Annotated in this window: 21 protein-coding genes and 3 pseudogenes; 9 read left to right on the top strand and 15 right to left on the bottom strand. The window is 65.2% G+C overall.

Annotated elements, in window-relative coordinates:
* Positions 1-207: 207 nt before the first annotated feature.
* The 4 genes from hpnI to QFZ91_RS23055 all read right to left on the bottom strand — a co-directional run bounded on the left by hpnI (position 208) and on the right by QFZ91_RS23055 (position 3738).
* Positions 208-1368, bottom strand: coding sequence for a bacteriohopanetetrol glucosamine biosynthesis glycosyltransferase HpnI (hpnI, locus tag QFZ91_RS23070; RefSeq protein WP_429568535.1), 1161 nt, complete (start codon positions 1366-1368; stop codon positions 208-210).
* Positions 1365-2786, bottom strand: a complete 1422-nt coding sequence (hpnJ, locus tag QFZ91_RS23065; protein ID WP_176108403.1) for a hopanoid biosynthesis associated radical SAM protein HpnJ — start codon at positions 2784-2786, stop codon at positions 1365-1367. The genes hpnI and hpnJ overlap by 4 nt, the downstream gene beginning before the upstream one ends.
* A gap of 301 nt (positions 2787-3087) precedes the next feature.
* Positions 3088-3498: a hypothetical protein gene (locus tag QFZ91_RS23060; protein WP_176369188.1), complete on the bottom strand. Its 411-nt coding sequence runs from the start codon at positions 3496-3498 to the stop codon at positions 3088-3090.
* Positions 3499-3534: 36 nt separating this feature from the next.
* Positions 3535-3738: a cold-shock protein gene (locus QFZ91_RS23055; RefSeq protein WP_007181784.1), complete on the bottom strand. Its 204-nt coding sequence runs from the start codon at positions 3736-3738 to the stop codon at positions 3535-3537.
* A 293-nt stretch (positions 3739-4031) separates the two neighbouring features.
* Here QFZ91_RS23055 and QFZ91_RS23050 point away from each other — a divergent pair, with 293 nt between their 5' ends.
* Together QFZ91_RS23050 and QFZ91_RS23045 are read left to right on the top strand one after the other, a co-directional pair.
* Complete coding sequence (locus QFZ91_RS23050; protein ID WP_429568534.1) at positions 4032-5477, top strand: NAD-dependent succinate-semialdehyde dehydrogenase; 1446 nt, start codon at positions 4032-4034, stop codon at positions 5475-5477.
* 121 nt (positions 5478-5598) lie between these two features.
* On the top strand, positions 5599-6219 hold the full coding sequence (locus tag QFZ91_RS23045; RefSeq protein WP_429568533.1) for a GNAT family N-acetyltransferase: 621 nt from the start codon (positions 5599-5601) through the stop codon (positions 6217-6219).
* A 54-nt stretch (positions 6220-6273) separates the two neighbouring features.
* Here QFZ91_RS23045 and kdgT read toward each other — a convergent pair whose 3' ends face one another.
* Complete coding sequence (gene kdgT, locus QFZ91_RS23040) at positions 6274-7278, bottom strand: 2-keto-3-deoxygluconate transporter (RefSeq protein WP_429568532.1); 1005 nt, start codon at positions 7276-7278, stop codon at positions 6274-6276.
* 306 nt (positions 7279-7584) lie between these two features.
* Between kdgT and QFZ91_RS23035 the strand changes: the two are divergent.
* From QFZ91_RS23035 to QFZ91_RS23015, 5 genes and pseudogenes are all read left to right on the top strand, one after another.
* A pseudogene (locus QFZ91_RS23035) lies at positions 7585-7758 on the top strand (5-deoxy-glucuronate isomerase); the annotation flags it as partial.
* A 6-nt stretch (positions 7759-7764) separates the two neighbouring features.
* The gene (kduD, locus tag QFZ91_RS23030) at positions 7765-8535 is read left to right on the top strand and encodes a 2-dehydro-3-deoxy-D-gluconate 5-dehydrogenase KduD (protein ID WP_429568531.1); all 771 of its coding nucleotides are present in this window, start codon (positions 7765-7767) and stop codon (positions 8533-8535) included.
* 111 nt (positions 8536-8646) lie between these two features.
* Complete coding sequence (kdgR, locus tag QFZ91_RS23025) at positions 8647-9525, top strand: DNA-binding transcriptional regulator KdgR (protein ID WP_429568530.1); 879 nt, start codon at positions 8647-8649, stop codon at positions 9523-9525.
* 650 nt (positions 9526-10175) lie between these two features.
* A complete protein-coding gene (locus tag QFZ91_RS23020) occupies positions 10176-10562 on the top strand; it encodes a hypothetical protein (protein WP_429568529.1) in 387 nt (128 codons plus the stop codon).
* A gap of 75 nt (positions 10563-10637) precedes the next feature.
* Positions 10638-10887, top strand: a pseudogene (locus QFZ91_RS23015) (hypothetical protein).
* 46 nt (positions 10888-10933) lie between these two features.
* Here QFZ91_RS23015 and QFZ91_RS23010 read toward each other — a convergent pair.
* Positions 10934-12316: an MFS transporter gene (locus tag QFZ91_RS23010; RefSeq protein WP_429568528.1), complete on the bottom strand. Its 1383-nt coding sequence runs from the start codon at positions 12314-12316 to the stop codon at positions 10934-10936.
* 353 nt (positions 12317-12669) lie between these two features.
* On the opposite strand from QFZ91_RS23010, the gene QFZ91_RS23005 reads away from it, so the two are divergent.
* Entirely contained in the window at positions 12670-13560 is an 891-nt protein-coding gene (locus QFZ91_RS23005; RefSeq protein WP_429568527.1) for a helix-turn-helix domain-containing protein, read from the top strand.
* A 35-nt stretch (positions 13561-13595) separates the two neighbouring features.
* Here QFZ91_RS23005 and QFZ91_RS23000 read toward each other — a convergent pair whose 3' ends face one another.
* The 5 genes from QFZ91_RS23000 to QFZ91_RS22980 form a co-directional block, all read right to left on the bottom strand.
* Positions 13596-14786, bottom strand: coding sequence for a 4-hydroxybenzoate 3-monooxygenase (locus tag QFZ91_RS23000; protein WP_176108393.1), 1191 nt, complete (start codon positions 14784-14786; stop codon positions 13596-13598).
* A 254-nt stretch (positions 14787-15040) separates the two neighbouring features.
* On the bottom strand, positions 15041-16612 hold the full coding sequence (gene ilvA / locus QFZ91_RS22995; RefSeq protein ID WP_429568526.1) for a threonine ammonia-lyase, biosynthetic: 1572 nt from the start codon (positions 16610-16612) through the stop codon (positions 15041-15043).
* Between the two features lie 364 nt (positions 16613-16976).
* Positions 16977-18242: a virulence factor family protein gene (locus QFZ91_RS22990; protein WP_429568525.1), complete on the bottom strand. Its 1266-nt coding sequence runs from the start codon at positions 18240-18242 to the stop codon at positions 16977-16979.
* The gene (gene mprF, locus QFZ91_RS22985; protein ID WP_429568524.1) at positions 18239-20830 is read right to left on the bottom strand and encodes a bifunctional lysylphosphatidylglycerol flippase/synthetase MprF; all 2592 of its coding nucleotides are present in this window, start codon (positions 20828-20830) and stop codon (positions 18239-18241) included. The genes QFZ91_RS22990 and mprF overlap by 4 nt, the downstream gene beginning before the upstream one ends.
* 366 nt (positions 20831-21196) lie before the next feature.
* A complete protein-coding gene (locus QFZ91_RS22980) occupies positions 21197-21340 on the bottom strand; it encodes a hypothetical protein (protein ID WP_013089588.1) in 144 nt (47 codons plus the stop codon).
* Positions 21341-21570: 230 nt separating this feature from the next.
* Between QFZ91_RS22980 and QFZ91_RS22975 the strand changes: the two genes are divergently transcribed.
* Complete coding sequence (locus QFZ91_RS22975; RefSeq protein ID WP_429568523.1) at positions 21571-22974, top strand: MFS transporter; 1404 nt, start codon at positions 21571-21573, stop codon at positions 22972-22974.
* 63 nt (positions 22975-23037) lie between these two features.
* On the opposite strand, the pseudogene QFZ91_RS22970 reads toward QFZ91_RS22975, so the two are convergent.
* From QFZ91_RS22970 to QFZ91_RS22955, 4 genes and pseudogenes are all read right to left on the bottom strand, one after another.
* A pseudogene (locus tag QFZ91_RS22970) lies at positions 23038-23533 on the bottom strand (DUF421 domain-containing protein).
* A gap of 89 nt (positions 23534-23622) precedes the next feature.
* On the bottom strand, positions 23623-24288 hold the full coding sequence (locus QFZ91_RS22965; RefSeq protein ID WP_176385013.1) for a glycosyltransferase: 666 nt from the start codon (positions 24286-24288) through the stop codon (positions 23623-23625).
* Complete coding sequence (locus QFZ91_RS22960) at positions 24285-24890, bottom strand: SAM-dependent methyltransferase (protein WP_429568522.1); 606 nt, start codon at positions 24888-24890, stop codon at positions 24285-24287. The genes QFZ91_RS22965 and QFZ91_RS22960 overlap by 4 nt, the downstream gene beginning before the upstream one ends.
* Positions 24891-24923: 33 nt before the next feature.
* Positions 24924-26078, bottom strand: a complete 1155-nt coding sequence (locus tag QFZ91_RS22955) for an acyl-CoA dehydrogenase (protein WP_429568521.1) — start codon at positions 26076-26078, stop codon at positions 24924-24926.
* Between the last annotated feature and the right edge of the window lie 63 nt (positions 26079-26141).

Here is a 26141-nt window from a genome sequence, read left to right as displayed (position 1 = left end):
GCACCTCGCATGCGACCAGGATAGACCTGATGCGCCGCACGCCGCGTGCCGCGGTATGGGTTGCCGTATGGGTTGCCGAGTGCGCCGCCGCCTGTGCCGCCTGTGCCGCCTTTGCCGCCGGGCCGCTGCCGTGCGTCTCGAGTGCGGTGCTGTGTCGCCCGCTCGATCCTTCTTCGCTCATTGCCCGCCCAATCTGCCGTTCGTTCGTCATTCGTCCTGTGCCGCCGACAGCAGCCCGTCGCCGTCGACCTTGAAGCTGAAGCCCCGCCAGATCACCCGCGACGAGCGGAAGCTCGCGACGAAAATCGCAAACGATACGATATCCCATAACGGCAGTAGCCACAGATCGCGGCAGCGCTGACGCAACGCCCGATCCGCGCGCCACTTTAACGCGCCACGCGCGAGCACCGTCACAGCCGCGAGCAGCCACGCCCACGGCGCGCCGCCCGAGCACGCGAGCGCGAGCAGCGCGAACGGCAACGGATGCACGAGCGCGGTGCCGAAGTGTCCGAGCGGATCGATGCGGCGGATCGTGCGGCTCCAGCGCAGTTCGTGCGTCACCAGTTGCGCGGCGCTCGTTTCGACACAGGCATGCGCGATCGCGAACGGCGGAATCGTGACCTGCTCGCCCGCCGCGCGCACCGCCGCGCCGATTTCGTAGTCTTCGGCCAGGTGCCGCACGAACGGCTTGAAGCCGCCGATCCGCTCGTAGGTGTCGCGCCGCATCGCAATGGTCTGACCGAAGCACGGGCGCGCGAGCCCGAGCGCGAGTCCGGTGACGACGCCCGGCAGGAACTGGTAGTTGGTGGCGATCGCCGACAGCCGCGGCCAGAATCCCGGATCGGGCTGGCCGCGATACGCGCAGGTGACGAGCCCGACGCCCGGCTTCTGCAATTCGCCGATCACGTTGCGCAGATAGTCGGGGCCGACGCACACGTCGCTGTCGGCGAACACGAGCACGTCGTGGCGCGCCTGCGGCAGCATGTTGAGGATGTTGCTGATCTTGCGGTTCGGGCCGTACAGACGCGCATCGGCGACCACGGCGATGTCCGCCCGCGGATGCAGGCGCCGCAGTTCGTCGACGGTTCGCAGCGCGGGGTCGGCCGAGTCGTGCACGCCGAACAGGAATTGTACGGGCCCCGGATAATCCTGGGCGCAGAAGCTCGACAGATTATCGAGCAGCGCCCACTCGTTGCCGTGCAACGGTTTGATCACCGTAATGGGTGGAAAACTGGAGGGTACGGCCACCGGCCTCGCGAAGAAGCGCCCGATCAGCGCGCTCGCGAGCACGGTATAGCCGATGCCGACAACAGTCGCCGCCGCGCACGCGTACGCGAGCGTGACGGCGGCGATGTGTACGGCGCTCACGCCTCGTGCGCGCGCAGGAAGCGGAAAAATTCGACGCCTTCGCGCAGGCGCCGTTTCATCATGTCCCAGCTCGTCAGCATTTCGCGCAGGATCTCCCAGATCTTCGACGGCCGGAAATAAAAGCGTTTATAGAAGTTCTCGAGCTGGTGGTACATCTCGTCGCGCGACAGATGTGGATAGCCGATCGCCGCCAGTTGCACGCCCTGCTTGCTGACGAGATTGATCACCTTGTTCTCCGCGAGCCAGCCGCTCTCGACCGCCTGGTGATAGAGCCGGGTGCCCGGATACGGCGCGGCGAGCGACACCTGGATGGTCAGCGGATTGATCTCTTTCGCGTACTCGATGGTCTTCTGGATCGTTTCCTGGGTCTCGCCGGGCAAGCCGATAATGAAGGTGCCGTGCACCTTGATACCGAGCGTGCGGCAGTCCTGCGCGAAGCGCCGCGCGATGTCCGTGCGCAGGCCCTTCTTGACGTTCAGCAGGATCTGGTCGTCGCCGGACTCGTAGCCGACCAGCAGCAGGCGCAGGCCGTTTTCCTTCATGATCTTCAGCGTCGAGTAAGGCACGTTGGCCTTCGCGTTGCACGACCACGTGACACCCAGCTTGCCCATGCCACGCGCAATTTCCTCGGCGCGCGGCTTGAAGTCGGTGAACGTGTCGTCGTCGAACATGATCTCCTTGACTTCGGGCATGTTGTCGCGAATCCACTTCACTTCCTCGAGCACGTTCTCGACTGAACGCACCCGATAGCGATGGCCGCCGACCGTTTGCGGCCACAGGCAGAACGTGCATTTCGAGCGGCAGCCGCGGCCGGTGTACAGCGACACGTACGGATGCTTCAGGTAGCCGTTGAAGTAGTTCTTGATGGTCAGATCACGCTTGTAGATCGGCGCGACGAACGGCAGCTCGTCCATGTTCTCGAGGATCGGGCGCGCTTCGTTGTGTTCGATGGAGCCGTCGGGGGCGCGATAGCTCAGGCCCAGGATCTGCGAGAACGGCTTGCCCTCGGAGATTTCCTTGCAGGTGTAGTCGAATTCTTCGCGGCAAACGAAGTCGATGGCCTCGGTCGCGATCAGCGAATTATGCGGATCGACCGCGACCTTCGCGCCGACCATGCCGATCAGCAGCGACGGCTTGCGCTTCTTGAGGTCCTGGGCGAACAGTGCGTCGGTCGGGAAGGACGGCGTGCTGGTGTGAATCACCACCAGCTCGTATTGCGAAGCGATGTCGAGCGCGGCTTCGACGGACAGGCCGTCTGCCGTTGCGTCGAGCACGCGGCTGTCGGGAACGAGTGCGGCGGGTTGTGCGAGCCACGTCGGATACCAGAACGAGCGAACTTCACGCTTGGCCTGATAGCGCGAACCCGCGCCACCATCGAAGCCGTCGTACGACGGCGCCTGCAAGAACAGAGTTTTCATGGATGCTCCAGCAAGCCTTTATAGGCGCTTTCAGTTTTCAGTCAGGAATCTATCTGTTCCATTGCCCGAATGCAGGTCGTGAAAGCCTGTGCTCGACCCGCACGTAGCGGCGGCCGCGGTCCTGAAAGGCCACGGGCAGTGGCGCAAATAGTACGGAGCAAAGCTGAAGGAAACCTGAAGAATAATACTGCGTTCAGACCGTCCGCGGCATGCTCCAATGGGTCGATTTGTGCGATCGACGCGCTGGTGTAGCCGTGTCGCATCGATGTCGTATCGGTGTGGTAAATGCAGACGTTGTCGCTTATTGCGCAAGATGCCTTGCCCATTCGAGCCAGCCGAGATTGAGGGCCGCGTTTACCACTACGCCCGTCGCCGACGCGAGTGCGGCGATCATGGTCCAGAAGGCCGAGCGCCGCGCCGCGCGCGCCGACGTGTGCGCGGCGGCCGCCGCGTCGCGCGACGCGCTCGCCGCCGCCTGCGCGATATGCGACGACGCCTCCATGCGCGCGAGCGACCTCAGCGCGAAACCGCGCTCGTCGTCGTGCGTGGCCGCGGCCGCGTCGTGCTCCGCTTCGGCGCGCTGCGCCTGTTCGAACAGATAGCGATGACAGAACGGTGTAAGCGGTTCGTCGGGATAGCGCGCGGCGAAGGTCTTCGCATAGGCGGCGCCGCCATTGCGCTCGATCTCCGCGTAGGCGGCGTCCTTATCCATCGTTACCTCGCATGCGGATGAACCGCCATGCCGACGTCACACGGGCTTGATATCGGCCGCCTGCTTGCCTTTCGGCCCCTGCTTGATTTCGAAGCTGACTTTCTGGTTTTCCTGCAACGACTTGAAACCTTCGGAGCGAATCTCCGAAAAATGCGCGAACAGATCTTCGCCGCCGTCATCGGGGGTAATGAAGCCGAAGCCTTTCGCGTCGTTGAACCATTTCACTGTTCCGGTTGGCATGGCGATGTCCTCGTGATGCGCTGTAGTAGCGGTTGAATGGATGAAGCGCTGCGTCTTGCAGGCGTTTCGTGCGGCGCTGACGCGGCACCTCGGCGTGATCCGCAAAGTCGCTCCGGTGCCAAGCCGCAGCAAACCGCATGCCACGAGCGGACGCCCGCGGTCCGCGTCCGGTGCGATTGCCCGCAATCAGATAAGATAATTGATATCGGCAATTGATTCATGGCCGCGTAGGTGTGTCGCCTCGTGCCGCACAACCACGCGGCCTGTTGTTTTCCCTCTCACAGGAACCCAGCATGGCCATCTCGAGCTATACCGATACCCGTCTTCTGATCAACGGCGAATGGTGTGACGCCGCCAGCGGCAAGACCCTCGACGTGATCAACCCGGCGACCGGCCAGGCCATCGGCAAGGTCGCGCATGCCGGCATCCCCGATCTCGACCGCGCGCTCGAAGCCGCGCAGCGCGGCTTCGAAGCCTGGCGCAAGGTGCCGGCCAACGAGCGCGCCACCATCATGCGCAAGGCTGCGGCTCTCGTGCGCGAGCGCGCCGCCGAGATCGGCCGCCTGATGACGCAGGAACAGGGCAAGCCGTTCGCCGAGGCGCGCGTCGAAGTGCTGGCGGCCGCGGACATCATCGAATGGTTCGCGGACGAAGGCCGCCGCGTGTATGGCCGCATCGTGCCGTCGCGCAACCTCGCCGCGCAGTCACAAGTGCTGAAGGAGCCGATCGGACCGGTCGCCGCGTTCACCCCGTGGAACTTCCCGGTCAACCAGGTCGTGCGCAAACTGTCGGCGTCGCTCGCCTGCGGCTGCTCGTTCCTCGTGAAGGCGCCGGAAGAAACCCCGGCGTCGCCGGCGGCGCTGCTGCAGGCGTTCGTCGAAGCCGGCGTGCCGGCTGGCACGGTCGGCCTCGTGTTCGGCGATCCGGCCGAAATCTCGAGCTACCTGATCCCGCATCCGGTGATCCGCAAGGTTACGTTCACCGGCTCGACGCCGGTCGGCAAGCAGCTCGCGGCGCTGGCCGGTTCGCACATGAAGCGCGCGACGATGGAACTCGGCGGCCATGCCCCGGTGATCGTCGCGGAAGACGCCGACGTCGCGCTCGCGGTCAAGGCAGCCGGCGCCGCGAAGTTCCGCAACGCGGGCCAGGTCTGCATCTCGCCGACGCGCTTCCTCGTGCACAACAGCATCCGCGAAGAGTTCGCCGCGGCGCTCGTCAAGCACGCTGAAAGCCTGAGGCTCGGCGACGGTCTCGCCGAGGGCACGACGCTCGGACCGCTCGCCAACGCGCGCCGTCTGAGCGCGATGGCCAAGATCGTCGACGACGCCCGCAAGACCGGCGCGAAGGTCGCGACGGGCGGCGAACGCGTCGGTACCGAAGGCAACTTCTTCGCGGCCACCGTGCTGACCGACGTGCCGCTCGAAGCCGACGTGTTCAACAACGAGCCGTTCGGCCCGGTCGCCGCGATCCGCGGCTTCGACAAGCTCGAAGAAGCGATCGCCGAAGCGAACCGTCTGCCGTACGGCCTCGCCGGTTACGCGTATACGAAGTCGTTCGCCAACGTGCATCTGCTGTCGCAGCGCATGGAAGTCGGCATGCTGTGGATCAACCAGCCCGCCACGCCGACGCCGGAAATGCCGTTCGGCGGCGTCAAGGATTCCGGCTACGGCTCGGAAGGCGGCCCGGAGGCGATGGAAGCCTACCTCGTCACCAAGGCAGTCACGGTGATGTCGGTTTAATCACCTTGATCGCGCGCTTCGGTAATGGCGCCGCGGGTTTGCCGCTCGCGTCGTTCCCGAGCACGGATCAACCGGTCTGCCAGGTCCACGAGTGTTCCGCTCGCGGACCTTTTTTATTGCCATGAACGATATCTCCGCGGAATCGATGCAACCCACGCTGAGCGGCTCGTTCGTCGAGTTGCGGCCGCTGCGCGAGGACCACGCGCAGGCGCTCGTCGACGCCGCCGCCGACGGGCAACTGTGGGACATGAAGCTGACCGTCGTGCCGGGCCCGGCGACGATCGATGCCTATATTGCCAGGGCGCTCGCCGGCCGCGCTGCGGCCAGGGTGATGCCGTTCGTGATCGTGCGGCGTGACGAGGAAGACTGGAACGACGGCGCGGGCCGCATCGTCGGCAGCACGCGGTTCTGGAAGATCGATCGCGCGAACCGCAAGCTCGAAATCGGCCATACGTGGCTCGCCGCCTCGGCGCAGCGCTCGGTCGTCAACACCGAGGCGAAGTATCTGCTGCTGTGCCACGCATTCGACGTGATGCGCTGCGTGCGCGTGCAATTCACGACCGACGAGCTCAACGACAGATCGCGCGCGGCGATCCTGCGCATCGGCGCGAAACAGGAAGGCATCGTGCGGCACGAGCGGATCATGCCCGATGGGCGCAAGCGCAACTCGGTGCGCTTCAGCATCATCGACGACGAATGGCCCGCGGTGAAAGCGATGCTCGAAACGAAGCTGGCGCGCTGAGCGGCGCGCCAGCTTCCTGCCCTGCTACTGACTCATTCAAACAGGTGCATAGCGCTACTCATTGAGCGGCGCGGCCTGCGTCACCGTGGTGAACTCCTCGCGCAGCGTGCCGCGCGGATGATGCCGGCGCACCCACAGCGCCGTGAGGATCGGCACCAGAATCGCGGTCACGAGGCAAGCGGTGGCGACCATCGCGGTGGCGGCCGGCACCAGCGGTTTGAAGCTCGGAATCATGTCGGCGATGATCGCCGGATTCGCGACCGCCGCCCCCGCCGTCGACGACGCCGCGAGCCCCGCCGCGCCATTGCCGCCCGCGATCCAGCGATCAGCCAGAATCAGCGGCACGCCGGTCACGACGATCACGCCGAGCCCCAGCACGATGCCCGGCAAACCGCTAGTGACGATCACGTTCAGATCGATGCCGTTGCCGAGCGCAAAGCCGAAAAACGGAATCAGCGGATGCACGCAGCGGCCGAACAGCTCGCGCAGCTCGCTATCGAAGTTGCCCAGTGCAAAGCCGATCAGAAACGGCAGCACCGCGCCGACGAACAGCCGCGGCTCGAAGAACGCCACACCCGTGGCTCCAAGAATGATCATGCTGATCAGGGGCCCCGATTCGACCGACATCAGCACGAACGCGCCCGCCTCTTCCTTCGTGCCGTACTGTTGCATCACGGCCGCGTAAAGACCGCCATTGGTCATGTCCATCGAGGTCGTGATTGCGAGCAACGACAGCCCCGCGAAGAGCCCGGTCTTGATGCCGTCGATCGGAATGAAGCGCGCCGCGATCAGCGTGACGATCCATGCGACCAGCATCTTGGTGGCGAGCAGCGTGCCCGACTTGCGCAGCACGGTGCCGGTCGCGCGCAGGTCGATCGTTGCGCCCATGCAGAAGAACCATACCGCCAGAATCGGCACGGTGCCGGCAATCAGGCCGTTGGTGAACGAGCCGAAATATTTGCCCGCGCCGGGCGCGAACGTATGCACACAGGCGCCGAGCAGTAGCGGCACCAGCATCAGGCCGCCTGGAATGCGGTCGATGGCCTTCTTGATCTTCATGTCTCCTCCATGGACGGTGACGTCCTGTTAGCGGATCAATGACCCGTGTTGGTGTCCCGGTCTGCGCCGGGCTCTCCCTGTCCGGCGCAATATAGCATCATGAAAGGAACGTCGTTCCGTCTGAGTTCTTAAACCTGACTATCGTTTACCCGGTCGCTCTCAGTACGCCATTCCAGCCGCGATCGCTCGCCGAGAAATTTTCGGACCGATGTTCCGAAATTGCGATTCTGCGTTACAGTCTCGGCACAAGGCGGCACCGCGCCCCGCATACCGACAGGAGAACGATCAATGGATGTGAGACAGGCCGAGCCGCACGAAACACGGCATATCGTCGTGCGCAACGAGCAGGCGGTGATCTCGCCGAGCTGGTCAATTCATTCGGGTGTCGGCACGCGCGCGTACACGTTCATCTGGGGCATGGTCGGTGAGAACCAGGTGTTTGGCGACATGGACCATCTCGCGGTTCGCGAGTTGCGCTGAGCGAACATGAGCCCGACCACAATGAATACTTTCGATCTGAGCGGCAAGGTCGCCATCGTGACCGGCAGCAACACCGGCCTCGGCGCCGGCATGGCGGTCGCGCTCGCCGCGGCCGGCTGCGACATCGTCGGCGTCAGCCGCGCGGACGCTGGCACGACCGCCATGCGCGTCGAGGCGCTCGGACGCCGCTTCGCCGACGTGCGCGCCGATCTCGCGTCGACCTCATCGGTCGACGACATCGTGCGCGCCGCGGTCGAAGCATTTGGCCGCCTCGACGTGCTGGTCAACAACGCGGGCATCATCCGCCGCGAAGATGCGCTCGAGTTCGGCGAAGACGACTGGGATGCGGTGATGGACGTGAACCTGAAGAGCCTGTTCTTTCTGTCGCAGGCCGCGGCGCGTCAGTTCGTGCGGCAGCAAGGCGGCGGCAAGATCATCAACGTCGCGTCGATGCTGTCGTTCCAGGGCGGTATTCGCGTCGCGTCGTACACCGCGTCGAAAAGCGGCGTGCTCGGTCTCACCCGGCTGCTCGCCAACGAATGGGCCGCGCGTGGCATCAACGTGAACGCCATTGCGCCCGGCTATATGGCGACCGCCAACACCGCCGCGTTGCGCGACGACGCGCAGCGCAACGAAGAAATTCTCGGGCGCATTCCGGCCGGCCGCTGGGGCGTGCCCGACGATCTCGCGGGGCCGGTGGTTTTTCTCGCTTCGTCGGCGTCGGACTACGTGCATGGGCATACACTGGCGGTGGATGGCGGCTGGCTCGCGCGCTAGCGACAGCACGAGTTCGCCATCAGCGCGCGCGACGCGCTATGCTCTCGCGCCGGGTGAGCATCGGCTCGATGCGACAGCGGCGCGACTTGGCTCAGACAGGGAATGATCGACATGGCGGCAGCGGGAACAGACAGAAACACGGCGAGAAACACTGCGCGCGACAAAGCGCTCGATAAGGCGCTGGATACAGACAGCGGTGAGCGAGGCGAATCGGCGTCGTCGATCGGGCGCGTGTTCGCGATTCTCGGCGCGATCGGCGACACCGGGCAGATCGGCATCAGCGAGTTGTCGCAACGGCTCGGCATGTCGAAGACGACCGTGCATCGCGTGATTCAAACACTGAAGGCGCTTGGCTACGTGACTCAGGAAGTCGAAACCGAGCGCTATCGGTTGACGATCCGCCTGTTCGAGCTCGGCGCGAAAGCGCTCGAAAGCGTCGATCTGGTGCGCGAGGCCGACGTCGACATGCGCCGCATCGGCCAGATGACGCGCGAAGCGGTACACCTCGGCGCATTCGACGAGGACGCGATCATCTACATCCACAAGATCGATGCCGACTACGGGCTGCGCATGCAGTCGCGAATCGGCCGGCGCAATCCGCTGCATAGCACGGCGATCGGCAAGGTGCTGCTCGCATGGATGGACCCGGCCGATGCGCGCGACGTGCTCTCGCACATCGAATTCCGCAAGTCGACGCAAAAAACCTTGACCTGCGCCGAAGCGGTGCTGAGCATCCTGCCGCACGTACGCGAGCAGGGCTACGGCGAGGACAACGAGGAGCAGGAAGAAGGCCTGCAATGTATCGCGGTGCCGGTGTTCGACCGCTTCGGCCGCGTGATCGCCGGTCTGTCGATTTCGTTTCCGACGATGCGCTGCGGCGCCGACACGAAGCAGCATTACGTCGCGCTGCTCAAAGAAGCCGGTCTCGCGATTTCGGCGCGGCTCGGCTATCGCGAAGCGACCGCCCAGGAGCCCGCGGCCGCGCAGTAAGACAGCCTGATGACGCTACAGGTGTGGCGTCATTTCATCGTGCTCGCACGAACCCATGGCGAGCCCGATGACCAGTCTGCAACCGAATGTATCTGCGCGGCATAGATAAGGCGAAATTCCATTCGCTTCTTTTTTCAGCAATCGATGCGCCGAACCTTCGCTCCGCATCCATGCATCGCCTGCGCTTGAATGCGGTTTTTTTCATAGCCTCTTCAAGGGTTTGGCCGCACGCCTGACTATCGCCCGGCATTTCGACATCTAGTCCCCGGCGCTTTCCCTCTCCGTTCATCGCACTCGCGTGAACGTATCGATGTGACCTCCAATCGACACGTCCTGTTACACACAAACACATCGGTAATCGCGCCGCTCAGTAGAGTTCGGTTCAAACGAAAGCGGTTTAGATGAAACGCTTCGCACGACAGGCACTCGCATCACAGATTTCAGGGAGCAACATCATGAAAAAAATTCTCGCATTGGTCATTCTCGCCGCCACGCTCGGCGGCGCGTTGAGCGGCTGCATCGTCGTCCCTGGCGGCGATCATCCGCATCACGACCACTACTACGAACGCTATTGATCGGGCCATCACGCGCAGTAGGTGCGCGTCCGGCTCGCCACTCCATCACAGACATCCACACAACAGAGAACAATCATGAGTCTTTCACGCAACCGCTTGATATCGTTGAGCGTCATCGCGGGTCTCGCGATCGGCGCATCGACGGCCGCTTTCGCGCACGTCGATGTCGGCGTGAATATCGGTGTGCCCGGCATCGCGGTCGCGCCCGCCGTGGTCGAGGCTCCGCCGCCCCCGCCGGTCTATGTGCAGCCCGCGCCCGTGTATGCGCCTCCGCCGCCGCCCGCGGTCGTGATCGCGCCGGGCTGGTACGGCGATCGTTACTACGATGGTCGTCGCTATTGGGAGCGTCGCGAGTGGGAACGTCACCACGACGAATGGCGCGATGCACGCGGCCCGCATCGCGACTGGCACGACAACGACTGGCACGACAACGGCTGGCACGGTCACGGGCATGACCATTGATGGAAGCCAGGTGGCGTTAATCGCGCCACGATGCCGCGCTTGCATTCGCGCCACCCCTTTGACAGGAGCGACGACGTGCTACGCAATGATCCGAGACGAGTAAGCGCGCAGGTCGACGGTGCGCAGATATGCGCCGAATACAGCGAGCTGACCGGCCAGCTGTGCCTGCGCCAGGACGGCACGCTGGTGCGCGAATGGTTTTCCACCGCATTCGTGGATAGCGATCGCGTCGGTGGCCGGCGCGCGCCACTGGGGCACGCGGCCGACCGACGACGAATTGCTCGCGCTGCTGCACAACGAAATGGCGTTGCTGCGCGCGACCTGAGCGGTCGCGCATCGTTCGAGCGTAGCGGCACGCCCGACGCCGGACTTCACTCGATCGCTATCGCGCTGACGTTGTCATCGACCGATGCGTGATCGAGCGGCTCGCGCCGCATCATCAACACCACCCCGCCCGCCGCGATCACGGCCGGCACCGCGAGCAGGCTAAACACCGCGCCGAACTGCCAGCCGAGCCCCATCAACGCCGCGCCGACGAACGCGCCCGCCACGCCGCCGACCCGGCCGATTCCCAGCATCCACGCCACGCCCGTCGCGCGCGCCCGGGTCGGGTAGAAACTCGCCGCGAGCGCCGACATCGACGTCACCGCGCTGGTCGCGACCGTGCCGGTCAGGAAGATCAGCGCGCCGAGCCAGACCTGATGGCCGACGCCCCGCCCGACGAGCAGCACGAGCGCACCGACGAGCACATAGGTGAACGCGATCACGCGATGGCCGGCGAAGCGATCCATCACCCAGCCGACGCACAGATTGCCGAGGATGCCGCCGAGCGGAAACAACGACGTCATCAACGCGGCCTTTTCGCCGGAAAAGCCGGTGTCCTTGAACAGCGTCGGCAGCCAGTTGGTCAGCAGGTAGTAAATCAGCAGCCCCATGAAATAGGCAAGCCACAGCATCAGCGTGCCGAAACGGTAGCGCGCCGACAGGACGATCGCGAGCGCCCACTGCGAGCGCGAGTCGGCGCTATTGCGGCGCACGTCGACCGCGAAGAAGCGGCATCCGTCGAAGCGGTCGTGAGGCGCGATGCGTTGCAGGATTCGCGCGATCCGTTGATCGGCCCGCTTGCGCACCGCGAGGAATTGCGCCGATTCCGGCAGCAGCAGAATCAGCAGCACGCTCAGCACGAGCGGGCCGATGCCGCCCGCGACCAGCACGCTCGGCCAGCCGAGATTCGGAATCAGCCATGCGGACGCAAAGCCACCGAGCGCGAGCCCGCCCGAAAAACCGCAGAACATCGCATTGACCGCGACCGCGCGAATCCGCGCGGGTGCGTACTCGGACATCAGCGTGACCGCGTTGGGCATCGCCGCGCCGAGACCGAGGCCGGTGCAAAAGCGCAGCACGGTCAACGATTCGATCGACGTCGCGCGGGCCGCCGCGAGACTCCACAGCCCGAAGAAGAACACCGACAGCACCAGCACCGTCTTGCGTCCGATGCGGTCCGCGAACGGGCCGGCCGCGAGCGCGCCGATGCCGAGTCCGACCAGCGCCGCGCTCATCACCGGGCCGAGCGCGCTGCGCGCGATGCCCCACTGCTGCACGAGCGACGGCGCGATAAAGCCGACCGCGGCGGTGTCGAAACCATCGGCCGCGACGACCAGAAAACACAGCACCAGAATCGTCCACTGAAACGGCGAGAAACGCTGTCCGTCGATGAAGGCCTGCACATCTACACTGCGTTCGGAGCGGCTCATGTGCGCGCTCCTTTCTGCTTGGTCATTGCTATGTCTCCTTGAGATGAAGAGATATTTTCTTGTTGTTCGAATTGCCTGGTCGCCTGCCGCGCCGTAGGCGTGCGAGCTGCCATCGACCCTCAGGACCGCGCCCGCGATATGGCTGGCCGCGTCCGACATGAGAAAGCCGTTCGCATTGGCGATTGCTTCGGGATGCGCGAGGCGTTGCATCCGCGTGCGCTTCTCTGGATCATGCCGCGCGGACGGCATTCGGCCGCGTCTTCGATGGAAAAAAGTATAGCCACGCGCTTCGGGACGAAATTGGACAAAGGCAGCGCATCGCAGGACAATTCGAACATAGGAGACCAAACTGCATGAGAAATATCCCTAACTACGATCTGTACGGAGAGTCCGCGCGGCCGCCGTGGTACGACGCGTTCAATTTCGAATGGATCGCCGAGCGCAGTCGGCCGAACGACTGGCATATCTCCGCGCACCGGCACGATGCGTTGCTGCAGATTCTCTATATCCGCAGCGGTTCGGGCTACGTGCTGATCGAGAGCGAAAAGCTCACGATCGAAGCGCCATGCCTGATCCTGCTTCCGGCGCAAACGGTGCATGGTTTCGTATTTTCGCCGGAGATCGACGGGCTCGTGATTACCGCCGCACAGCGCGCGTTGGAGACGATTTCGAAAGCGGTGTCGCCGGGCCTCATGCCGGTGCTGCAACGGCCCGCGCTGATTCCCGTGCGGCCCGCCATCGGCGAGCGCACGTTGATGCCGTTGTTCGGTTTGCTGGAGCAGGAATTTCGGGGCAGCGCGCGCGGCCATATCGCCGCGGGCATGTCGCTGATGATTGCACTATTTGTGCAGGTCGCGCGTCTGACCGATGCCGCGTTAAACGCGGGTGCGACCGTCAATGACCGGCGCGCCGCGCAGATCAAACGGCTACGCGAACTGATCGCCGCGCATGTGCGCGAGCATCTGCCAATCGATTTTTACGCGGAAAAGTTGGGGGTGACCGCGGCGCAACTGGGCCGCATCTGTCGTGAGGAGCTTGGCCATTCGCCGCTGTCGCTCGTCAACGACCAGTTGATACGCGAGGCGCAACGCGATCTGGTGTACTCGGGTTCGAGTATCAAACAGATCGCGCATGCGCTCGGTTTCGAAGACGCGGCCTATTTCAGCCGCTATTTCCGCAAGCAGACCGGTGTCACGCCCAAGGAGTTTCAGGCGGCCGCGCATCGGGATCTGTCGATCAATTAGCGATCCCGATGATCGCGCGGTGCTTGCAGTGGCATTTACAGATTCGCCTGCATCTGCGCGCCGGCGGCGCCTACGTAGTTCTCCGCCAGTACCGTCGCGGCCGTGCGCGACGTCGTCACGTACTCGAGCTCGGCAACCTGCAACTGCTGCTCGAACGCCGAAGCGCCTTCGATACGGTGCAGCATGCTGGTCATCCAGTACGAGAAGTGCTCGGCGCGCCAGATGCGCTTGAGCGCGGTTTCGCTATAACGGTCGAGCAGATCGGTGCGGTTTTCCTTGTAGAACGCGTCGAGCGCCTTGCTGAGCACGTTCACGTCGGCGACCGCGAGGTTCAGGCCCTTCGCGCCGGTCGGCGGCACAATATGCGCGGCGTCGCCAGCGAGGAACAGGCGGCCGTACTGCATCGTCGTCGACACGAAGCTGCGCATACCGACGATATTCTTCTGGAAGATCTTGCCGTCGATGAGCTTATGGCCCTCGTCCGAATCGGCGCGCGCATGCAGCTCCGCCCAGATGCGATCGTCGGACCAATTGTCGACCGAGTCCTTCGGATCGCACTGGAAATACATCCGCTGCACGTTCGGCGAGCGCGTGCTGATCAGCGCGAAGCCGCGCTCGTGGCGTGCGTAGATCAGTTCGTCCGACGACGGCGGGCCTTCGCACAGAATGCCGAACCAGCCAAACGGATAGACGCGCTCGAAATCCTTGCGCAGCGCCTGCGGAATAGCCTGGCGCGACACGCCTTGCGAGCCGTCGCAGCCGATCACGAAGTCGCATTGCAGTTCGTGCTCCGCGCCTTCGTGGCGATAGCGGATCGACGGCTTATCGGTATCGATGCCGTGCACCGACGTATCCGACACGCCGAAACGCAGTTCGGCGCCCGCGGCGACACGCGCCGCGACGAGATCCTTGATCACTTCGTGCTGGGCATAAACCGTGATCGCCTGACCGGTGAGATCGGTCAGATCGATGCGGCGGCGCTTGCCGTCGAACGCGAGTTCGAAACCGTGATGCAGCGCGCCTTCGGCTTTCATGCGTTCGCCGACGCCGGTTTGCGTCAGCAGGTCCATCGTGCCCTGCTCGAGCACGCCGGCGCGGATCGTCGATTCGATCTGATCGCGGGTGCGCGTTTCGAGCACGACCGAGTCGATACCGCGCAGATGAAGCAGATGGGAAAGAAACAGGCCGGCAGGCCCTGCACCGATGATGCCAACTTGGGTGCGCATAGATGTCTCCTGAATGCGGTGATGAAATTTGCGCTCAGTGTGACGATCGTGACACCTATCCGGCAATGCGATATGGCGGATAGGCCGTATCGCGCTAGGCGATAGAAGGTGTAAGAGAGGCGCCGGTGCAGCGTCGTTGTATCGGCCAAAAACGCAAGACTGGCGGGCCTTTCCGGCGATTTGGACGACATTCGGCTCGTTCTGCCGGCGTGGCGTCCACTCAGGTAAACCCCGATCCGCTAAACGAGCTTCGACTAGCCGAGAAACAGCCGGTAGACCGGATTTCTCGTTTCTTCCCAGCACGGATAGCCGAGCGTTTCGATGAAGCGCTCGAACGCCGCGTGGTCGCTTTCAGGCACCTGAATGCCGACCAGAATCGAACTGTAGTCCGCGCCCTGGTTGCGATAGTGGAACAGGCTGATGTTCCAGTTCGGCGCCATCGACGACAGGAATTTCATCAGCGCGCCCGGACGCTCGGGAAACTCGAAGCGGAACAGACGTTCGTCGCGCGCGAGCGGCGAGCGGCCACCGACCATGTAGCGGATGTGCTGCTTCGACAGTTCGTCGAAGGTCAGATCGACGGTCGCGAAGCCGTGCGCTTCGAAGGCGCCGGCGATCTGCGCCGATTCGCTGCGGTTGCGGATCTGCACGCCGACGAAGATATGCGCCGAGTTCGCGTCGGCGATCCGGTAGTTGAATTCGGTGACGCTGCGCGTGCCGACCAGTTCGCAGAAGCGCCTGAAGCTGCCGCGCTCTTCGGGGATCGTCACCGCGAAAACCGCCTCGCGGGCTTCGCCCACTTCAGCGCGTTCGGCGACGAAGCGCATGCGGTCGAAGTTCATGTTCGCGCCCGACGTGATCGCGATCAGCGTCTGGTTCTCGATGCCTTCCCGTTCGGCGTACTGCTTGGCGCCCGCCACCGCGAGCGAGCCCGCCGGTTCGAGCACGCTGCGCGTGTCCTGGAACACGTCCTTGATCGCCGCGCACAAAGCATCCGTGTTCACGAGCAGCACTTCATCGAGATATTCGCTGCACAGGCGGAAGGTTTCCTCGCCGACGAGCTTCACCGCGGTGCCGTCCGAGAACAGGCCCACCTCGTTCAGCGTCACGCGCTCGCCCGCCTTCAGCGACGCGGCCATCGCGCACGAATCATCGGTCTGCACGCCGATCACCTTGATCTCCGGGCGCACCGATTTCACGTATGCGGCGACACCGGCCGCGAGACCGCCGCCGCCGATCGGCACGAAGATCGCGTGAATCGGCCCCTGGTGCTGGCTGAGGATTTCCATCGCCACCGTGCCCTGGCCGGCGATCACGTACGGATCATCGAACGGATGCACGAAGGTCAGGCCGCGCTCCTCCTGCAGCTTGACCGCGTGACCGTAGGCATCGCTATACGATTCGCCGAACTGCACGACCTCGACGGTCGGCCCGCCGTGCGTGCGGATCGCGTCGACCTTGACCTGCGGGGTCGTCACCGGCACGACGATGATCGCCTTCACGCCCATGCGTGCGGCCGACAACGCGACGCCCTGCGCATGATTGCCCGCCGACGCGGTGATCACGCCGCGGCTGAGCGCTTCGGCCGGAATATGCGCCATCTTGTTGTACGCGCCGCGCAGCTTGAACGAGAACACCGGCTGGTTGTCCTCGCGCTTCAGATAGACCGGATTGCGCAGCCGCGCCGACAGGTTCGGCGCGGGTTCGAGTTCGGTCTCGCGCGCCACGTCGTAGACGCGCGCGGTCAGGGTCTTTTTCAGATAGTCGTGAGACGGCGCGACGCGCCCGGCCGCTGCGGCGGCCTGTTCGAGTTCGGTTAACAGCACGGCAAGCTCCTGGGTGGCAACGTTCGATGCAACAACGAATCAACCGCGATCGACATCCATCGATGGCAATCGCAGCATGTTCGCCAGGAGGCAGGTAGAGAATGAACCTGAAAGCGGACATAAAAAAACCCGCCTCGTTTGGCGGGTTACGTGTCACTGCAAGTCGACGCGCGCTAACCCACCATTCGATGAATGATGCTAATAATCAGCGCAATACGGATGTCGAGGCAGTTCATGCCGACGATCTTCGTCGACTTGGCAGGCTTTGTCAATCTCCGCGGACCACGGTTCCGGCCAGAACGGAGCAGCAAAAAAACGGGGGAGCGCCGTCAAGCGCGCCCCGCTGATACAGCCAACGCCGCAATCAATCGCGCACGCCGCTCTGCTTCTTGAATGCCGCGAGAATGCGTCGCTCCAGCGCGTTGTAATCGCCGCCGAAGTGATGATCGCCGGAGGTGCGGATGACTTCTACACCGCTCTTGTCGAGCGCCGGACACAGCGTGTCGGTCTCGCTCTCGCCATAAAAGCATTGAACGATCGACGGCGGCACATGCGTCAACTCGGGCCGCACGTTCAGCGCCTTGTCGCTCGCGGGCATGCCGAGCCAGCCGCCGACGCGGATCTGGAAGTCGGCGTCGGGCGCGAAGCCGAGCAGCGACATCAGCGACACCTTATCGCGCTGCGCCTGCGGCAGACGGTTATACGCGAACGGCATCACATCGGCGCCGAACGAGTAGCCGATCAGCGCAACGTGCTGCGCGTGCCAGCGCTCGCCATAGGTTTGCATCACGCGCGCGAGATCGCGGCTCGTTTGCGCGGGCGGCTTCTCGCTCCAGAAATACCGCAGGCTGTCCCAGCCGACCACCGACACGCCATCTTTCTGCAACGCCTGCGCGATCGTCTTATCGAGATCGCGCCAGCCGCCATCGCCGGAAATCACGATCGCCATCAGGCCGTTCGGATGCGCGGCCGGCAACTCGATCAGCGGCAGGTCGGAGACGTCGTCGGCACTCGTCGAGACCGGCTGCAGATGCGGCGTCAGCAAAGCGACCAGACGCGCGCGATCGGCGTTGCCCGTGCTCGCCGTTTCGACGAAGCCCGGCACCTTGTCGCGGATCACGGTCGGGTCGGGCGGACACGGTTCGAAGCGCGCGTCGAGCGTGCGGTCGGCGTCGACCGACACCGCGCCCGCGATCGTATTGGACGGCGCCTGCTCGAGCACGTGCATCGCCAGCGTTGCGCCCTGCCCCGTACCCGCGACGATCGGCGCGAAGTAGCGGCTCGACTGCGATTGTCGTTCGAGCTGATGGCTAAGCGCCTCGGCGTCGCCCACCAGTTGATGGCAGGTTTCTTTTTTCGCGGCAAGGTTGGCCTCGTAGCGCGCGGTATCGACGCCGACCGTCATTGCGCCCGCTTTCGCGAGCGCATCGGCGCTCTGCTGATCGGCCGCGCTCCAGCCGCTCGCCTGCGAATACAGTACGACGAAGCCGCGCAGCGGCCCCTCGGGCTGCGTGACGCGCACGTCGCCATAGCGGCCGCCCGGTACGGTGGTGGTGGCCGCGTGCGCGAGCGCGCCGCCACTCAGAACGCTCGCCGCGACGGCGAGCCGGAACAACGGATGCAATGTCATGAACGCCGGCCTCCTGCCAGCAGCGACAGGTCCGCGAGCGTGAAGAACACGCCCGAACCGGATGCCGCGAGATAACGCGGCTCCCAGCGCGGCTGGAACTTGCTCTTGAAAGCACGCAGTCCGCGGAAGTTATAGAAGCGGCCGCCGAAGCGCCACACGATGCCGGCCAGCCGATGCCAGCGCGACGCGAGCGGAGTCGGCTGCACGCCGGAGAGCGGCGCAATGCCGAGACTGAGCGAGCGGAAGCCCGCCTGCTTCAGATGCAGCGCGAGCTGCGTGAACAGATATTCCATCGCGTACGGCGACGCGCTTTCGACGTGACGCATCACGCCGACGGTCGCCTCGGTATTCATATCGGTCGTCATGAAGGTGACGAACGCGACCGGTTCGCCGTTCTGGCGCACCAGCATCACCGACTGCGCGGCGAGGTATTCGTCGTGGAAAGCGGCGACCGAGAAACTCTTCTCGCGCGCATCGTGGCTGCCGAGCCAGCCATCGGAAATGCCGCGCAGCGTTTCGAGCGACGCCGGCACACGCGCCTGATCGATCACTTCGACGCTAAAGCCATCGCGCTCGCCGCGCTTCAACGCATAGCGCAGATGCGCGCGGTGCGAGCCCTTCAGATCGAAGTCGTCGAGCACGACGTGCGCTTCCTCGCCGAGCTTCATCAGCGTGAGGCCGGCGTCGAGATACAGCGGGAGCGCATTCGCGCGCACCTGGTAGAACGCGGCGCGACCGCCGTGCGCATGCGCGAGCGCGACGAACTTTTTGATGAGACCCGCCCACTCTTCGCGCGGCCCCACCGGATCGTGCAACGCGGCCCACGTGCGGCCGTATTTCGCGTACATCAGGAACGCCTCGCGCGATTCCGAAAACAGGAAGCTCTTGTCGCCCATCAACGCGAGACCGGCATCGCTGCGTTCCTGCGCGCGCACGATGCGCGCGGCGTCGAGCAGATCTTCGGGCGCCGGCTTCACGAAGCGGCCCGGCGCCGGACGCAGCAATTGCCAGAACGAAAAGGTCGCGGCGAACACGCTGGCGGCGAGCGTCGCGCGCAGCGCGCGCGGCGCGCGCTCGTCGAACGCGAATTGCCACCACAGGTCGCGCGTGTACGGCACGTCACGGAAAGCGAACAGCATGACCCACGTCGCGAACATCAGCACCATCGCGATCGACACGAGCCAGCCGGCCGTGAAACGCTCGGCGAACAGCGACGAATGACGGTTGAAACGCTTGCGCGTCGCGAGCAGCAGCACGATCAGCATGCCGAGCACACCAGCTTCGACGAATGCGAGACCCTTGGTCAGCGACAGCGCAAGGCTCAGCAATGCGAGCGCGAGCGTCATCCACCATGCCGCATCGAGCCGCCGCAGCAGCCCACGCGCGACGAACAACAGCAGCACGCCGAGCACGCTGCACAGCATCGCCGAGCTTTCGAGCACCCACAGCGGTACCACGTCGCGCAATACATGAATGCGCTGCCAGAACGCCGGCGTCGCGCTCGAGATGACCAGCATGCCGCCGACCACGAACGTAACGAGGCTCAGAAACAGCGGCGCGAGTTCCGACACGCGCTCCGCCTGCAGCATCGACAGACGGTTCTTCAGCGCGCGCCCCTCGAAGCCCGCGAGCAGCGCCGCGGAGACGATCAGCGGCACGCCGAAATAGATCGCGCGATACGCGAGCAGCGCGGCGACCATCTGATGCATCGGCACGCTTCCGCTCAGCGTGAACACCATCGCCGCCTCGAACACGCCGACCCCGCCAGGCGTATGGCCGATCAGGCCGAGCAGCATCGCGGCCGCGTAGACGGTGATAAAGCCGATGAAGCTCACGTTCGCATGCGGCAGCAACGCCCACAGCGCGAGACCTGCGGCGACCACGTCGAGCACCGCCAGCGCGACCTGCGCGAGCAGATCACGGCGCGCGGGAATATCGAACGACAGCCACTGCCAGCGCGTGCGAATCGGCCGCGTTTCGCGGCGGCACGCGGCGGCGGCGAGCGCCAGCGCGACCAGCAGCGCAGCGCCGCTCCAGCGCAGCGCGACCGGCGACAGATGCAGCATCGGCGCGAGCTGTGCGGCCATGCCGAGCATGCCCAGCGCGGTCATCAATACCAGGGCGAGCGCGAGCGACACGCTCGTGAACACGGTCATGCGGCCGATCTGCGCGGGCGTGATATTCGCGACGCCATACACGCGCGCGCGCACCGCTCCGCCCGTCAGCGCGCCGAAACCGGTCGCATTGCCGAGCGCCGAGCCGGCCGTCGCGCCGACCCACAGCGCCGCGCGCGGCACGCTCGCGCCGAGATAGCGCAGGCCGACCGCGTCGCGCCCGACCAGCGCGACGTAGCTAAGCGCGGTCGCGCCGAGCGCGCCGATCCACTCGCGCGGCGACAGCTCGCGCAGTTCGCGCATCACCGAACGGTAATTCACCGCCTCCGACAGATGCTGCAGCACGACCAGCAGCAGCCCGCAAATAACGAGCGCGAGCACGGGCGACAGAAGTCCCCGGCTGCCAAGCACTTTCGCTGCACGGCCGGGCAGCGCGCGCAGGCGCTCGAAGCTGTGTTGAAGTCGGTGGAACATGGTCAATGCGGGCCTTGCGAGAGCGGTCGCGGCGACGGGTGCGTCACGCGCGGTATCGCCTGTGGCGGCGATTACAAAGTGATAACGGCAAAACGTGCAAAAGGTTGACAGCAATAGCAATTTTGCTGTCGATTCACCTACGCGTCGCGCGTCAAAAGCGCGCGAGCGATATCTGGAAGGGAAACGGCGATGGCGGGCCAGAACTGGCCCGCTGGAAGGGGCTACTCTTTGGGGACCGATGTCAACGGCGCAGATGACGCGCTGAACGCGCCCTGCCTGGCGGGACCAGAAAGCACAATGCCCGCTACACGAGCGGGCATCGACACGGTTGGCGGGTCTTGCGCGGCCCGCGCGCGCAATACGCGCTTATTGCGGGCGACGATACGCTTCGGCGATCACCGCGCAGTTCTGCAGATGCAGGTTCAGCGCATGCAGCGCCAGCGCGCGCAGCTTGCCGAAGAACGTGGTGGCGGCGGGGGTGGAACGAACGACAGTCGATGCGGTGTTCATGGCGGCTCCTGACTAAGGGTTTGTACCTAAGCAATAACCCGATTATAGCCATCTCGTGCCGCAGCGCAACAAAAATCAATATTTATTGGCGGTGTCGCACCGCCGCCGTCGCGTGTCGGGTACAGAAACTGTAAAGGGTCGGCATCGGCCCAGCAGGTATTAACAATCCGCACCGTACAGGTGCAATAATGCCCCCTTTGCCTGCGACGCTTCGCCGCAGCTTCGCCGCCATGACCGTCGCCCAGACTCAGAAAGCTCTGATTGCGCCCCTTATCGTCGCGTGCGCGATGTTCATGGAAAGCGTCGACGCCAACGTGATCGTCACCGCGCTGCCGGCCATGGCGCGCGATTTCGCCCGCGACCCGGTCACGCTGAAAATCGCGGTCACGAGCTACGTGCTCGGGCTCGGCGTGTTCATCCCGGTCTGCGGCTGGCTCGCCGACAAGTTCGGCGCCCGCACGGTGTTCCGCACGGCGATCGGCATCTTCGTCACGGGCTCGCTGTTGTGCGCGGCGTCGAACTCGCTTGCCACTTTCACGGTTGCGCGTTTCATTCAGGGCGTCGGCGGCGCGATGATGGTGCCGGTCGGGCGGATCATCATCTTTCGCGGGGTGGAAAAAGCCGACTTCATCCGCGCGATGAATTATCTGAGCGTGCCCGCGATGCTCGGCCCCGCTGCCGGTCCGCTGCTCGGCGGCTTCATCACCACGTATCTGCACTGGCGTCTGATCTTCTTCATCAACGTGCCGATCGGCATTCTCGGCATTTATCTGACCAATCGCTATATCGCCAATACGCGCGAACCGGACCCCGGCCCGCTCGACTGGATCGGCTTCCTGCTGTCGGCGGCGGGCGCGGTGCTGCTGCTGCTCGGTTTGTCGCTGATCGGCGGCGAACTGATTTCAAATACCGACGCGTTCGGCATGTGCGCGCTCGGCGCGATGCTGCTCGCGATCTACGTCGTGTACGCGCAGCGCGTCGCGCTGCCGCTGCTCGACTTGCGCTTTTTCAAGGTGCCGACTTTCCAGGCGAGCGTGCTCGGCGGCTCGCTGTTTCGCATCGGTCTCGGCGCGCTGCCGTTCCTGCTGCCGCTGCTGCTGCAGGAAGGCCACGGCATGAGCGCGTTCCAATCGGGGCTGATCACCTGCGCGTCAGCGTTCGGCGGCATGTTCATGCGCACGATCGCCTCCACCGTTCTGCGCCGCTTCGGCTTTCGCCAGGTGCTCGTGTTCAACGCGGCGCTATCGGGCATTTCGATCGCCGCGTGCGGACTGTTTTTCCCGCACACGCCGACGTGGATCATCTGGGTCGTCGTGCTGCTCGGCGGCTTCTTCCCTGCATTGCAATTCACCAGCCTCAATTCGCTCACCTACGCGGAGATTGCGAGCCGCGACGTCGGCCGCGCGACGAGTCTCGGCAGCGTCGTGCAGCAGATGTCGCTCGGTCTCGGCGTGACGGTCGGCGGGATCGTGCTGCAGATTTCGCGCGCGCTGCATGGACATCCGAGCATCACGTGGTCGGATTTCTGGCCCGCGTTTGTGGTGGTCGGGCTGTGCTCGTTCGCGTCGATTCCGGTCACGCTGCGCTTGCCGCGCGGCGCCGGCTCGGAGATTTCGCGAGGCGGGCGCGGCTGAGCCGCGCGTCGAGCCCTTCCAGCCCGCCCGCACAAACGCCCCGCCCTTCCCGCGTTCAGGCGCTCACTCGCGCTTGCGTATCACGCTCACCTCGCCATTGCGTTCTAGGATCGCGGCGGCCACGTTGTCCATCGAGCGCGAGCCGGTTTTCTGCCGCACGCTTTCCTCGATGTCGGTGCGCGTGATGAGCGCCGCGTGCATTTCGTTCGCGTGGAACTTGCCGTCGCTGAACACCTCGCGCTCGACGCCGCACACCAGCAGCTCGAAACGGCGCGAACGTATGAACGCCCCACGCGAGCACCCGGTGACATACGACGATCACCAGCGACGCGACCACGGTCGCGATGAACGGCGACGCCCCGACAATCGCGCGGCTCAGCATCGCGCCGAGCAGAATCACGACGACCAGATCGAACGGCGTGCGCTGACCGAACGAGCGCCGCCCCGATACGCGAATCAGCACGATCGCGATCACGAACACGACGATCGAGCGCAGCCCCATCTGCAACGGGTCGAGCTCCCTGCCTTGGCCGAATAGAACGAAAAACACGTCCATCATGTTCGTCCTCCCCGCGGCGTATTGCCGTGCCAATGCTCCGGTATCCGGATGGTTGCGAGCGAGACCAGCTCGCGGCGCAGCGCCGTCGCTCAGGCCAGCGCGCGATCCGTCGCCCATGCGATGAGCGTATCGCCGAAACCGCCGCGCGCGCGGGCCGCGGTACGCGCGCTCGTGGTCACGCGCGGCGCGGCGCTCCACGCGATGCGCGCGCCCGTCGCGATCAGGCGATCGACGAGCGCAACGTCCTCGCTGCACCTGAGCGGCGGAAAGCCGCCCGCGCGCCGATAGGCTTGCGCGGATACGCCGAGATTCGCGCCGTGCACGTGACGATGTCCGTCGGCGTCGATATAGGTCTTGCGAAAATATTCGCGCACGCTGTGCGGATGCGCGCTCCAGTCGTCGACGGCGATCGAGCCGCACACCGCATCGGCGCCCAGCGCCAATTGCGCAGCGAGCCAATCCGGCGACACGCGGCTGTCGGCATCGGTAAACGCTAGCCAGCGCGCGCCGAGCGCGAGCAGCAGCGAGGCGCCCAGCGCCCGTGCGATCCCGACGTTGCGCGCCTTCAGCGTCAGCGTCTGCACGCCGTACGCGCGAGCGATCGCTCCGCTGAAATCGCTGCACGCGTCGAGCGCGACGACGATCCGCACCTCCTCGCCGGCGAGCGCTTCGTGTCGCGACGCTTCGAGCAAGGCCGCGAGGCACCCCGCAATCAACGCCTCTTCGTTATGAGCCGGGACGATCACGCCGATCATAGAAGCCCCTCTCGCTGCGCGACCGAACGTGCGTCGCGCGACCACACGTCGATCAGCAAGTCGGCTTCGTCGTGATGCGCGAGACGTGCGAGGCCGCAGCGCGCATCGAATAGCGCGTGCGCGCGGTCGGCCGATTCGCGCGCTTCGGCGAACGGCCGGCGCCAATGGCAGGCGAGCAGCGTGCCATCGGTCGTCAGCGAACCAGCGATGCGCGCGGCCAGCGTTTCGAGCTCGGCCGCGTCGAGGTAGTACGCAAACTCGCTGATCACGATCAGATCGAACGGCCCGTGCTCCGTCGGCCATTCGCACGGCACGCTGCGCCGTTGGATCCGCACGTTCGATGCGCCCGCGACGCGTTCGCGCGCGAGCTCGACGGCGCGCGGGTGTAGATCGGCAGCGAGCAGCGCGTCGCAGCGCGTCGCGAGCCCGGCCGTCAACTCGCCGTTCGCGCAGCCCGGTTCGAAGCCGTTGCGATAGCGCGGCCGCGGCAGCAGCGCGAGCGTCAGCGAACGCTTGCGGCGTTCATACCAGCCTTCGCGCAAACGCCACGGATCGTCGCTGCGTCGGTAAAGTTCATCGAAGTACGGCATCGGCGAGCTCATCGCAGCGATCCTCCGAAGGCTGGGGAGTAAAAGTCATAGCGTCCAGGACGTGAGTGTTTGCGACGACGCGTGATCCGATGCCGGCACTGCGGTCGTGTCAGCGCACGCAACGAGCCGTTCGCCAAGCGCGGCGAGATCGCATTCCGCGTGGCTTTGCCGCAGAAACACCGGCAGGTCGGCGAGCGCTCGGGCGAAGCGCGCGTCGCGGCACAACGGACCCGCGCCGAGCGCGCGCGTCGCATGATCGATGACGGCGCTCGCGGCCTGCTCGACGGCCAGACGCGCGCGCAACACGCGCGTCTGCGCATCATCCGAAGGTCGCGCGTCGATCCACGCGGCGGTTTCACGCAATACCGCGGCGGCCGACCGCAACGCGACATCGGTCGCGCCGAGATGAGCCAGCCGATGCGCATCCGCGCGCCGCGCGCACGCGTCGCGCAGCGTGCGGCCGATCTGCGCGGCTGCGCCGTACCAGCACGCGGCGATACCGGCGCCGCCATGCCAGAAGCCCGCGCGCCGCAGATATTCGTGCGGCGCGCCGACGAGCGTCGCCACGCTGTCGTTGAACGTGACATCGGCGCTCGCGGTTGCCCGCATGCCGACGGCCTGCCACTTCGATGTGTCGATCGAGATCGAGCTCTGGTCCAGCGCGACGGCCGCGAGCACCGGCTCGTCATCGCGCCATGCGGTCACGAGCGCATGGGTGAGCGCCTGCGCCCCGGAGCACCAGGCTTTGGTACCGGACAGGCGCACCTGAGCGCCCTCGCCGGAAACGTTCTGGATTCCTTGATTGACCGCGCGCACTCGCGCGTCCGGTGCTTCGGCGGCCCACACGCCCCAGCGGCTTGCCGGCGGCGGCAGCGGACCGTTCAGCTCGGCGAGAATCGCGAGCGCATCGGTATGGCCTTCGAACAGTTTGACGAGACCGAGGTCGCACGCAGCAACGGCGGCCAGCGCGCGCCAGCGCACCAGCGTCTCGCCATGCCCGGGCAACGGCAAGCTCGGCGCGCGATCGTAGCCGCGCTCGATCAGATCAGCGAGCAGTGCTCCGAGAGCAGCGGGATCGTTCGCATCGAAGCGCGCGTCGCGCAGGAACTTGTCGAGCGGCGGTGCGCGGCCGCCGTGTTGATTCGAGATCTGCCGTGACTGGGCGTTGAAGCTGGCCGCGTGGTCGCGCGTATCGAGCATCGTGCCTCCCTGCACCGTTTCGATCCGCGGCCCGCCGAGCGGCGGCGGACCGGAACGTATGCA

This window comes from Paraburkholderia sp. JPY419 (genome assembly GCF_050435705.1).
Lineage (GTDB): Bacteria > Pseudomonadota > Gammaproteobacteria > Burkholderiales > Burkholderiaceae > Paraburkholderia > Paraburkholderia youngii.
This window is presented reverse-complemented; position numbering and strand designations above follow the sequence as displayed.